The following is a 12,840-nucleotide window of genomic DNA, read 5'->3' on the forward strand; positions in this document are numbered from 1 at the left end:
TTTACTTAATAGAGGTTTTAGGTAATGCCCAGTATGTGAACGCTCACATTCGGCTACTTCTTCAGGCGTACCTGCAATCAGTATTTCACCACCGCCAGCCCCGCCTTCAGGCCCTAAATCGATAACCCAGTCTGCTGTTTTAATCACATCAAGATTATGCTCAATAACAACAATGGTATTGCCGTGATCGCGCAAACGATGAAGTACTACAAGCAGCTGTTCTATATCAGCAAAGTGTAAGCCTGTTGTTGGCTCATCTAATATGTAGAGTGTTTTACCTGTATCACGCTTTGACAGCTCACGCGCTAGTTTTACACGTTGCGCCTCACCACCAGAGAGAGTAGTAGCTGCTTGTCCTAAACGCACGTACGACAAACCAACGTCCATCAATGTTTTAAGTTTACGTGCAATAGCCGGTATTTTATCAAAGTAATCATGCGCGTCTTCAACTGTCATTTCGAGTACTTGGTGTATGTTTTTACCTTTGTATTGTACTTCGAGTGTTTCGCGGTTATAGCGTTTGCTCTTACATACATCACACGGTACATATACATCAGGTAAAAAGTGCATTTCAACTTTAATTAAGCCGTCACCTTGGCACGCTTCACAGCGTCCGCCTTTAACGTTAAAGCTAAAGCGACCTACTTTATAGCCTCGTGAGCGTGCTTCTTGTGTGCCTGCAAATAATTCACGAATACCGGTAAATATACCAGTGTAGGTTGCTGGGTTTGAACGTGGAGTTCGGCCAATCGGGCTTTGATCAATATCGATTACTTTATCGAAATGATCTAAACCGCTAATTGATTTATACGGTGCCGCTTCGGCAGTTGTTGCGCCATTTAGCTCTGTATGAGCAAGTTTAAATAAGGTGTCGTTTATTAACGTTGATTTACCTGAGCCCGATACACCTGTCACACAGGTCATTAAACCAAATGGGATTTTTAAATCTACATTTTTAAGGTTATTACCCGTTGCGCCAAATAGCTCTAGCCATTTTTCGTTCGTTGGGTGACGTTCTTTTGGTATTTCTATTCTACGTACGCCTGATAAAAACTGGCCTGTAACCGACTCTTTACTTGCTAAAATATCGTCGCGCGTACCTTGAGCAATAATATGCCCACCATGAACACCTGCACCAGGGCCAATATCAATAATATGGTCAGCGGCACGAATAGCATCTTCATCGTGCTCTACCACAATAACGGTGTTACCTAAGTCGCGTAAATGTACCAATGTTTGTAATAAACGGTCATTATCGCGTTGATGCAGCCCAATAGATGGCTCATCTAGGACGTACATTACACCTACAAGGCCTGCACCAATTTGGCTCGCTAAGCGAATACGCTGAGCTTCACCACCTGATAGTGTGTCGGCGCTGCGCTCAAGTGATAAGTAATTTAGGCCAACGTTAATTAAAAACGATAAACGGTCGCGAATTTCTTTTAGTATTTTTTCAGCTATTTGGCCTTTTTGTCCGGTTAGCGTTAACCCTTCAAAAAACTCCATAGCTTCACCAATACTCATGCACGTGATTGCAGGTAAGTTGGTTTTTCCAATAAATACATTTCGAGATTCTTCGCGTAAACGCGAGCCATTACAGCTAGGACATGCTTGGCTTGTTTGGTATTTAGCAAGCTCTTCGCGTACTGAGTTTGACTCAGTTTCGCGGTAGCGGCGATTCATGTTGTTTAACACGCCTTCAAACTCATGATTGCGCGTAATTAAATCGCCACGGTCGTTACGGTAATTAAACGCAATTTTAGTGCTACCAGAGCCATCTAAAATAATTTTTTTCGAGTCGTTGTCTAAATCTTGATAAGGCACATCTAAATCAAAACTATAGTGCTCTGCAACGGCTTGAAGCATTTGATAGTAATAAAAGCTGCGTTTATCCCAGCCTTTAATTGCACCGCCGGCAAGACTTAACTCAGGATTATGCACCACACGGTTAGGATCAAAATATTGGCGTATGCCTAATCCATCACACGTTTGACACGCACCCGCAGGGTTATTAAACGAAAACAAACGAGGCTCAAGTTCGGTCATTGCATAGCCACAAGTGGGGCAGGCAAAATTTGCTGAAAATAGAATCTCTTCAGCGCTGCTATCGTCCATATATGCTACATGTGCAACGCCGTTCGACATTTCAAGAGCGGTTTCGAACGATTCTGCTAAGCGTTGCTGTAAGCCATCTTTTACTTTAAATCTGTCTACAACAACTTCTATTGTATGTTTTTTATGGAGCTCAAGTGTTGGTGGATCAGACAAGTCACATACTTCACCGTCTATACGGGCGCGAATATAACCTTGGCTTGATAGCTGCTCTAATAACTTAACATGCTCACCTTTACGCTCTTTTACTATAGGCGCAAGCAGCATTAATTTACTGCCTTCAGGCAGTGCCAAAACAGTATCTACCATTTGACTAACGGTTTGCGCAGCAAGTGGTAAATCATGTGTAGGGCATCGTGGTTCGCCAACGCGGGCAAACATAAGTCGTAAATAATCGTAAATTTCGGTAATAGTACCCACAGTTGATCGTGGATTATGAGACGTTGATTTTTGCTCAATAGAAATTGCAGGAGAGAGGCCTTCGATGTGATCTACATCAGGCTTTTCCATAAGCGATAAAAATTGTCTTGCATACGCAGAAAGTGATTCAACATACCGGCGTTGTCCTTCTGCATAAAGTGTATCAAATGCAAGTGATGACTTCCCCGAACCAGATAGACCAGTAATAACTATTAATTTATCACGTGGGATGGTTAGGCTGATGTCTTTTAAATTATGCGTACGGGCGCCTCGGACTTCAATGTTTTCCATGCTATCTCGTTTATTACCAAAATTATTTACTCAGTATCGCATAATACGAAGCAATATTAATCCTTGATCAATGAAAAATCCTTACTTATAGGCGATTAATTATTGCCAAGCTTATGGTAGAATCCCAACCTCAATTTTTCATAGAGTAAGATCACGCAGATAATGACCGCATCTTCACTTAATTCACGAGAAAAACGCGCCGCAGTATCGCTGGCGAGTGTGTTTGCATTTAGAATGCTCGGCTTGTTTATGCTGATGCCTGTATTGGCTATTTATGGACAATCGCTTGAAGGTTTTTCGCCTATTTGGATTGGTTTTGCCATTGGTGCGTATGGTTTAACGCAAGCCGTATTGCAAATACCTATGGGTCGATTATCCGATAAAATTGGTCGTAAAAAGGTTATTGTTGGTGGCTTAGTCGTATTTGCTATTGGCTCTGTAGTTGCTGCATTAGCTGACTCTATTCAAATGGTTACCGTAGGCCGCGCTCTACAAGGTATGGGCGCAATAGCCAGTGCACTACTCGCGTTTGCTTCAGATTTAAGCCGCGATGAGCAACGACCAAAGGTAATGGCCGTTATTGGTATGAGCATAGGAATGAGCTTTGCCTTTGCTATGCTACTTGGGCCAATTGTTGCAGCTTCGTGGGGTATTGCGGGTGTATTTTGGTTGACTGCTATTTTAGCTGTTTTTGGTATATTTATAGTGACTATGCTAGTGCCAAATGCGGTAAATAAAGCGCCCAAAGGCGATACATTAGCAAGCTTTAGCGACATTAAAAAACTAATTAAGCACCCTCAGTTAGCACGATTAAATGCAGGTGTATTGCTATTACACTTAACGCTAACCACAATATTTGTCGTACTGCCGAGTCAATTAATTAAAGATGGCTTAGTTGCCGACCATCACTGGTATTTATATATTCCAGTGCTATTTTTAGCATTTTTATTAATGGTACCAATAATGATTGTGGCCATTAAAAAAGAGAAAGAAAAACAAGCATTTATTGGCTCGGTAGCCTTGTTAACTATTAGTATGCTAGCAATGTCGGTATGGGTTAATAGTGTAGTAGGCATTGCTGTGTGTATGCTGCTTTATTTTGTGGCGTTTAACTTTTTAGAAGCCACTATGCCTGCGCTTGTATCGCGAATAGCACCTGCAAGCCAAAAAGGTTCAGCAATGGGTGGCTACTCATCTAGCCAGTTTTTAGGCGCCTTTTTAGGCGGTATGTTAGGTGGCTATGTAGCACAAACAACAACGACACAAGCTGTGTTTGCGGCAGCAGCACTTGTTGGGTTAATATGGCTTATTATTGCGTGGAAAATGCAAGTCCCACCCAAAAGTAAAGTTATTAGTTTAATGACCAAATTAGATTCTGAAGAGCATGCTCAAACACTTGCTTCTCAGTTAGTTGCTTTACCAGGCGTAATAGAAGCAACTGTGGTTCGCGATGAAAGTCGCAGCTATTTAAAGATTAATGATAAAGAATTTGACCTAGACCAAGCACGTAAAGTAGCTGGTTTAATCTAACATTTATAGGAGATGGTTCCATGGCACGCGGTGTGAACAAAGTAATTTTGGTTGGTAATTTAGGGCAAGATCCTGAAGTTCGTTATATGCCTAACGGCAATGGTGTAGCAAATATTACCTTAGCAACTTCGGATAGCTATAAAGATAAAAACACTGGCCAAATGGTTGATAAAACTGAGTGGCATCGTGTTGTGTTCTTTGGCAAATTAGCTGAAATTGTTGGTGAATATTGTCGTAAAGGTTCACAAATTTATGTTGAAGGTAAACTTCAAACACGTAAGTGGACCGATCAACAAGGCCAAGAAAAATACACTACAGAAATAGTTGTAGATGGCTTTACTGGTCAAATGCAAATGTTAGGCGCACGTGGTGGCGATCAGCAAAGTGGTGGTTACCAAGGTAATCAGCCGCAAGGTGGACAACAAGGTGGTGGTTACCAAGGTAATCAGCCGCAAGGTGGTCAACAAAGCGGTGGTTACGGTCAAAATAACCAAGGCCAAGCTGCACAGCAAAGTGGCTATAATCCGCAGCAACAAGCCGCACCAGCAGCACAACCAAAACCGGCTCCAGCACCACAGCAGCAAAGTAATCAATATCAGCCGCAAGGTGGTTATGCACCACAGCAAAAAAGTGCACCACAACAGCAAGGTGGTTTCGCTCCTAAACCACAAAGTGCTCCGCAAGGTGGCGCATCAAACCCAATGGAACCAACCATTGATTTTGACGACGATATCCCGTTCTAGTTTTCTAACTTTTACAGTGTAAAGATTTATTATAGAAAAGCCCCGTTCATACGGGGCTTTTTGTTTTTATGAGGCTTGTATTAGTTGATATATAAATGATTGCAATCTATCCTCTACAGACTTTTTTTGAACGAATCTATGAGAAATATGAAAACCTATTTAGCGACTGTATTTCTTTTTTTTCAGCTACTGAGCCTTAATGTACAAGCGCTTATATCGCAAACAAATATTTCAGATACAATTGCTTCAAAAAAAATAATTCAAAAAAAAATCTCTTCAAAAAATACAACCCAAGTTTTACTTATAAACTCTCTAAACCAAGATTCTCCATGGCAGCAAAGTGTCGAGAGGGGATTACGTTCTGAATTATTAGAGCGCAATGCCGGTTTTGATCTTTTTATTGAAAATATGGACGTTGGTCGATTCAATGAAATGCGACAAAAGCGATTGATGAAGGCTTATTTACAACAGAAATATTACGATAAAAGAATAGATATAATTATTAGTCGAGGCGTTCCTGCTGCCTCATTATTATCTGAATTTGACACCTTATTTACAGGGATTCCAATAATATACCTAACACCGGGTGGTAAGTTTAAAGTACCAAAAAATGAAAATGGAATTATTATTCGACCCAAACTAAATTATAAGCAAGGGGTGATAAACGCTGTTAACTTAACAAACCCTAAAAAGTTAATTGTTATCCTGGATAGAAAAAGTGGTATAGGGTCTAATTTTTACCAACATCTTATGCCGATTATTAATAGAGACTTTTCGCATTTAACGCTAGAAAAATGGTTTGATTTACCTGCCGATGAGTTAATAAATAAAGTAAATAATGCGCCTGCTGATTCAATAATACTATTTACGCCGATTTTTAGACGTTATAACGATACGGTACTTAGCCCATTTCAATTTGTGGAGCGACTAACAAGTAACAGCTCTGTTCCTATTCTTAGTTATTGGCATTCACTGTTAGGTTCGGGGATTGTTGGAGGATATTTGCTATCTGGTGAAAAAATAGGCGCTCGAGTTGCCGAATCAATAGTTTTTTTTGATAATAATAAATATTTAGAACCGGTAGATAGCGATCAGTTAAGTACTTACTATTATGATTTTAAAAAATTAAAAAAGTTTGAGATAGCCTCCCAAAATCTTCCTGAACATTCCATTATTATTAATAATCAACCTTCATATTTCGAACAAAATAAAATGCTTATTTATAGCGCAATTGCAGTAATCACAATATTGAGTGGTTTTTTAGCTTTTGTACTACTTTTAAATAGTAAGCGGGTTCAATTATTAAAGGAACTTGATAGCGAAAAACTTAAATTAGAATATAGAGTTGAGCAGCGAACGGAAGAGTTGTTAATTGCAAAAAATGAAGCTGAACATTCAGCGTCAATAAAATCAGACTTTTTAGCTAATATGAGCCATGAAATTAGAACTCCAATGAATGGTGTTATTGGACTTACTAATATTTTATTAGACAGCAATTTACCACCAGAACAAAAACAGTATTTAGATAAAATAAAATATTCTTCTGACCAGCTGCTCATTGTAATTAACGATATTTTAGACTTTTCAAAAATTGAGTCTGGAAATATTAACCTTGAGGAATTTCCTTTTTCTGTAAATTCGGTTGTTGACTACATAAAAGCAACTTTTGATGAGCTAGCTCAAAGCAAAGGGATTACATTTGATATTGTCATTGGTAAAGAGGTTAAACTTGATTTAATAGGTGATGTAGTTCGAATAAACCAAGTACTGCTAAATTTATGCTCTAACGCAATTAAATTTACTACACACGGCTTTGTATCTGTATTAATAGAATCAAAAAGATCGTTAGCTGATCCTAAGAGCGTTTGTTTGTATTTCATTGTTAAGGATTCCGGTATTGGGATTGCTGAGCAAAGCCTTACCGATTTATTTGAATCTTTTACTCAAGCTGACAGCTCTACAACCAGGAAGTTTGGCGGCACAGGTTTAGGTTTAACTATAAGTAAGCGTTTATGCCAATCGATGGGTGGGGATATAACGGTAAAAAGTACTCAAGGTGTAGGTAGTGAATTTATAGCTTCGATTAAGGTGAAATTGAATAACCAAGCGTTGATTGATAACACTCCCGACCTAACTTTTACTGATCCGTTTGAGGTATTAATTGTAGATGATAATGAAGATGATCTTAAGGTAATTGAAAATCAGCTAACGGCTATGGGGCTGGTATGTACGGCCTGTCAATCTGCTAAACAAGCTATTGATATTATTGAGCAGAATAAAGAAAAATTTAAAGCCATTATTGTTGACAGGGCAATGCCAGCGATGAGTTGCGAAACCTTTTTAATACGTATTCATAGTATTAGCCCCCAGCTTTATAGCAAGATTATCGTACTTACAATGAGTGATGAAAGTTTAATTAATGATGCAGGCAAGAAAGTCAGTATACAAACTATTTTGCATAAACCTGTATATACGAGTGTTTTGTATGAGGCGATTGAACGTAAAGTGGTGGGCTCTATAAATAAAGCACCTGTAGCCAATATCGTCAGTGAAAAGTCACTGGCGGGTATCAAAATATTAGTTGTGGAAGATAACTCGATCAACAGAATAATCGTTACAAATATACTTGGAAATGCTGGTGCCCAAATTCATTTGGTCGACAATGGATTGGAATGTATTCAAATAGTAAAATCGGAAGCGTTTGATATTATTTTGATGGATATTCATATGCCTATAATGGATGGTGTTGAGGCGAGTCAAATTATTCGTAGTGATAATGACGAAACTATCGCAAACATCCCAATAATCGCCTTAACAGCTAACGTTATGAAAGATGATATTACACGATACTTATCCATTGGCATGAATGCCCATGTTGCAAAACCAATTAAAGCGCAAAAATTACGTGAAACTATAATCCTCTGCTTGAGTAAATAGTTGAGCCATTAAAATTAACTATATCAAATATCTACCATAATACCTCCCATTGTCTTGAGCTAATTTTAAATAACTTAAAAGTAAATTTTATAAAATAGAGTTTGACTCATAGGTCTTTATGTGTGAAATTTCATATATACGTTTTTTCATATACTTGTTTTTACCAAAGGTTGAGTTATCAATGTCAGAAGTTAATGGGTTACCAAATACAAATAAAGCACACAGTGTTGTTCCACTCACATCAAATTTTAACGTTAGTTTTTCTGAGCATAAACCTAAAATTTTATTGTTATATGGCTCATTAAGAGCGCGTTCTTATAGCAAGTTAGTTATAGAGGAGAGCGCTCGTTTATTAACGCATTTTGGTGCTGAGGTTAAAATTTTTAACCCTGAAGGTTTACCTCAAACCGATAGTGAAGATGAATCACACCCTAAAGTACAAGAGTTGCGAGATTTAATGCTTTGGTCAGAAGGGCAGGTATGGTGCTCACCAGAACGTCATGGCTCGATGACGAGTATATTCAAAAATCAAATTGATTGGATCCCTCTTAACCTAGGAGGTGTAAGGCCAACGCAAGGTAAAACATTAGCTGTGTTGCAAGTTAGTGGCGGTTCGCAATCATTCAATGTGGTGAACCAACTACGAGTATTAGGGCGTTGGATGCGCATGGTAACAATACCTAATCAGTCGTCAGTGCCACAAGCGCACTTAGAGTTTGAAGAAAATGGACGGATGAAACCCTCTGCGCTCTACAATCGGATTGTTGATGTTATGGAAGAGCTGATTAAATTCACTTTATTATTGCGAGATCAAAAAGATTACTTTGTAGATCGCTATTCTGAACGAGTGGAATCTGCAGAAGATCTTAGCCAACGCGTTAATCAACGCTATATTTAGGGGAGATAAATGGGATTATTTGAGCGGTATCTTTCTGTTTGGGTAGCCTTAGCAATCGCTGTTGGTATTTTTACAGGCTCAATAATACCAGAGCTATTTATACTCATAGCAGGCTTTGAATATGCGTATGTAAATATAGTAATAGCGGTACTTATTTGGCTAATGATTTACCCAATGATGGTTCAAATTGATTTTTCATCTATTAAAGACGTAGGTAAAAAACCAAAAGGACTATTACTAACCGTTGTACTTAATTGGCTTATTAAACCATTTACAATGGCGTTTTTAGGTTGGCTATTTTTTAAGGGTATATTTGCAGACTGGGTCGACCCAAAAACTGCAACTGAATATATTGCAGGCATGATTTTACTGGGTGTTGCGCCATGTACGGCTATGGTTTTTATTTGGAGCCAACTGACTAAAGGCGACGCTAACTATACGCTAGTGCAGGTATCTATTAACGATATTATTATGATATTTGCATTTGCACCCATAGCAGGTTTATTGCTGGGTGTAACCGATATAACAGTACCATGGGATACGTTATTTTTATCTGTGGTGTTATATGTACTTATACCGTTAATTTTAGGGGCGGTTACGCGTAAAAAGCTAGATAAAGCCGGGGATCATTCTCGACTCAATCAGTTTTTGAGCATTATGAAGCCCTATTCTATTGTGGGTTTATTAGCGACAGTCGCTTTATTATTTGGTTTTCAGTCACAAACTATTTTAGCCAACCCCGAAGCGATTGTACTTATAGCTATTCCGCTACTGATTCAAACCTATGGTATTTTTGCTATTGCTTATTTTGCCGCAAAAAAAATGAAGCTAGAGCACAATATAGCTGCGCCAGCGTGCATGATCGCAACATCTAATTTTTTTGAGTTAGCAGTTGCAGTGGCTATTTCATTGTTTGGTTTACACTCTGGTGCTGCACTTGCAACCGTAGTAGGTGTGTTAGTTGAAGTCCCTGTAATGCTAAGCTTAGTGTATTTTGCTAACAAAACACGTCATTGGTTTAACTAGGGCTAGAGCATGATTGCTATGCTGGATGGTTTCAATTGCGAAACATCTAATATTAACTTAAGCCTGAGGAGTTAAATTTAATCTATTCATAAAAGAAAGGGCATAGTTGTTTGTTTTTGTAAGTTCTCGTTTATTTTGGGCTTTTTTGTTTAGTGCTATTAATAAACGTTTAAACTTAGTTTATAGCCTTGTACTTCTATAGATATTGAACAACACTTTAGTTAATAATTTAACGGGTGGCAGGCTATGCAAAAGAGTAAAATCTGGCTTTTCAAGTACTTCAAAGGTATCTCTTTTGTCTTATTTTTAATGATGCTTATTAGTTTTAATTTCGTTTTAAATGATGCATTACATCAAAAAGTTCATGCTTCTGGGCAGCAGTTCGTTAAACACGTTTACGAGCTGAATTTATCCCCTTCTATAAACAATGAAGTGTTGGCTGCATTAGCTAAAAGTGAAGGTTTTGTGTTGGAGGTGCCAAAGCCTGCAGAGCATGTTAGGCATTTAGTGAATATAGAGCGCGAAGTTTTTTCTTACAAAACATTAAGTTTGAGCCTCTATCACTATCCTGCTTGGGTAACACAAAGTTACTTATTTATATTGCTAAACTTGATCATATTAGGCGCCGCTGGCTGGTCTTATCGCTGGTGGGGGTTATTGAATGTAAGCCGTAAAATTACGCCCAAAAATACAATGATACAACCTACTAAAATTATTGAACAAAAACAAAATAAAATACGATTAATTAAACAAGTAAAAAAATGCGAATTAAGTTCTTTGTATGGGGTTAATAGAGCATCACATAGCTTATTTTTACTCATTGAATGTGACTTTGATAAGAAAACCGATAAAGAAGCTATTTTTAAAGTGTTAATCACTAGAAAATTGACTGAATTTAAAGATGTGTCGGTAAAAATACTAAATTCCAGTTACTTAGCCGTCACCTTGCCACATATACCTACTCCCGAGTTAGACAGCTACGTTGAAAAGCTTCATCAGTGCGTGTTTTTACTATGCCAAAATTATCAAAAAAGTATAACTCATAAAAACATTAAAATAGGTGCGTGCGACTATCGATTAGGCGCAGATAAAATTGCGGTTTATCAGTTAGCAAAATCAGCACTTATGCTATCGCAAAACAGCTCAGTGCAGCACTTTCACCGCTTAGCGTTAAATTACTGTCAAGAAAAACCACTTTCTAGTAAGCAAGTTATCGAAAATATTAAAAAGAATAAATTTATATTATTCTTCCAGCCTTTATTTGAGCTCTCTAGCGGGGAAATTTTAGAACATGAAGCTCTTATCAGGGTTAGGCATAGCCAACTTGGTTTACTAGCTGCTCGTTATTTTATTAATCAGGTTTATAGTAATCAAGACGCTTTAATATTAGATAAAGCAGTAATAACACAAGTTAAAAAGCTAATGCTGAGTGAACCTTCGGCCTTAACAGTTAGTGTAAATCTACACCCTAAAAATTGGTTTAATACTGTATTTTGGGAGTGGTTAGCCAATCAAATGGCAGAGCTTAAGTTAAATACTAAATTACAATTTGAAATAAGTGAGGCAGAATTTTTTACTCATAGAGAATCGATAACTAATGCACTTAATGTAATTAAAAAAAGCCGTTCACAAGTTGTGATTGATAATGTAAAAAGTAGTGAGAAAGTAGCTGTATTAGCTAATTATAATCAAGTATGCGGACTTAAATTATCATACGAACTAATTCATTTATTAAATGAAAAAACTCAAAATCAAAGGCGAATAAAAAAGATAGTTGAAGCCGCAAACCTTTTAAATTTACCTGTGTATGCAGTTGGCGTAGAGACTCAAAAAGAGTTGTTTACGCTTGCCAAATTGGGAGTAGTAGGAGCTCAAGGGTTTTACTTTTCAGAGCCACTTCAAGAGTTTACGCAAGCGGTATTTAATTAAATTAATCCTCTATATTTAAGTCCATTTAGCCCCTGAAGCCCGCCAGTATGAACCGCAATAATTTTACTCCCAGATGGGAAATAATCTTGCTCGATAAGTTGCCATAATGCATACATCATTTTCCCGCTATAAATAGGCTCAAGTGGTAGATTATGTGTGCGGCTCATATCTTGGCAAAACTGCCATAACTCAGGTAAAAACTTACCATAGCCGCCACCATGAAACTCTGTGAGTAACTGCCAGTTGTTTTGATTATTAGCTTTAGCGCTCAGCTTTTTTATTTCTTCTTTTAAATAATTAGCTTGTTTTAATACCGCAATGCCTATTACCTTTGTTGTCGGAGCGCTACCTTCGATTAATCCAGCAAGCGTGCCGCCACTGCCGGTAGGGCACACTAAGTAGTTATGCTCAGGTAAGCTTTGTACTAACTCTTTACATCCTAATAAGGCGTGCTCGTTTGTACCACCTTCAGGAATAATATAAGCATTTGGAAAGCGCTCTTGCAGAGCATTAAGGTAATCGGTGTCGTGGCGTTTTCGATACTCTATACGATTAACTACATGTAGGTTCATACCACAATGTTTTGCAAATTGGATTGTTGGGTTGTTGTTATCCAGTTCAGGTCCGCGAATAATCGCGCGAGTTTTTATATTAAATTCTTTTCCGGCAGCTGCACAGGCGTGAATATGGTTTGAAAACGCACCACCAAAAGTCAGAAGTTCTGTTTTATTTATCTTTTGCATGTACGCTAAATTATATTTCAATTTACGCCATTTATTGCCACTTATTAGCGGATGGAGCAAATCATCACGTTTTATACCTAAATAAAGATTTCTCTTTTTTAGAAACGAGCTATCTATTTGTTGAATATAGTTATTTTCATCTATTTTGAATATTTCATGCATTTTGTTGGTTTTCAATTTGGCAAAGTAGTTAAAATGTACGACACTTATT

General features: G+C 37.8%; 8 protein-coding genes. 6 read left to right on the top strand and 2 right to left on the bottom strand.

Translation table 11 applies throughout. The features are described from left to right. Positions 1-2,823, bottom strand: a 2,823-nt coding sequence (gene uvrA, locus I6F45_RS01920; protein ID WP_197159538.1) for an excinuclease ABC subunit UvrA, incomplete at its 3' end; no start/stop codon positions are given. 162 nt (positions 2,824-2,985) lie between these two features. Here uvrA and I6F45_RS01925 point away from each other — a divergent pair. The 6 genes from I6F45_RS01925 (at position 2,986) to I6F45_RS01950 (ending at position 11,886) form a co-directional block, all read left to right on the top strand. Beyond that, a complete protein-coding gene (locus I6F45_RS01925; RefSeq protein ID WP_010553785.1) occupies positions 2,986-4,353 on the top strand; it encodes an MFS transporter in 1,368 nt (455 codons plus the stop codon). A 20-nt stretch (positions 4,354-4,373) separates the two neighbouring features. Further along, positions 4,374-5,096, top strand: coding sequence for a single-stranded DNA-binding protein (ssb, locus tag I6F45_RS01930; RefSeq protein WP_007586300.1), 723 nt, complete (start codon positions 4,374-4,376; stop codon positions 5,094-5,096). 147 nt (positions 5,097-5,243) lie between these two features. Beyond that, positions 5,244-8,033, top strand: coding sequence for a response regulator (locus I6F45_RS21285; RefSeq protein WP_231609590.1), 2,790 nt, complete (start codon positions 5,244-5,246; stop codon positions 8,031-8,033). Positions 8,034-8,214: 181 nt separating this feature from the next. Continuing rightward, positions 8,215-8,931, top strand: coding sequence for an arsenical resistance protein ArsH (gene arsH, locus I6F45_RS01940; protein WP_197159539.1), 717 nt, complete (start codon positions 8,215-8,217; stop codon positions 8,929-8,931). A 9-nt stretch (positions 8,932-8,940) separates the two neighbouring features. After that, positions 8,941-9,957: an ACR3 family arsenite efflux transporter gene (gene arsB / locus I6F45_RS01945; RefSeq protein WP_197140460.1), complete on the top strand. Its 1,017-nt coding sequence runs from the start codon at positions 8,941-8,943 to the stop codon at positions 9,955-9,957. 246 nt (positions 9,958-10,203) lie between these two features. Next, on the top strand, positions 10,204-11,886 hold the full coding sequence (locus tag I6F45_RS01950; RefSeq protein WP_231609591.1) for an EAL domain-containing protein: 1,683 nt from the start codon (positions 10,204-10,206) through the stop codon (positions 11,884-11,886). On the opposite strand, the gene I6F45_RS01955 is transcribed toward I6F45_RS01950, so the two are convergent. Further along, positions 11,883-12,791 carry a 1-aminocyclopropane-1-carboxylate deaminase/D-cysteine desulfhydrase gene (locus I6F45_RS01955; RefSeq protein ID WP_197159540.1) on the bottom strand — a complete coding sequence of 303 codons (909 nt, stop codon included), beginning with the start codon at positions 12,789-12,791 and terminating at the stop codon, positions 11,883-11,885. The two genes, I6F45_RS01950 and I6F45_RS01955, sit on opposite strands and share 4 nt — an antisense overlap. Positions 12,792-12,840: the final 49 nt, after the last annotated feature.

The sequence above is a fragment of the Pseudoalteromonas sp. SWYJZ19 genome (assembly GCF_015864375.1).
GTDB lineage: Bacteria > Pseudomonadota > Gammaproteobacteria > Enterobacterales > Alteromonadaceae > Pseudoalteromonas > Pseudoalteromonas arctica.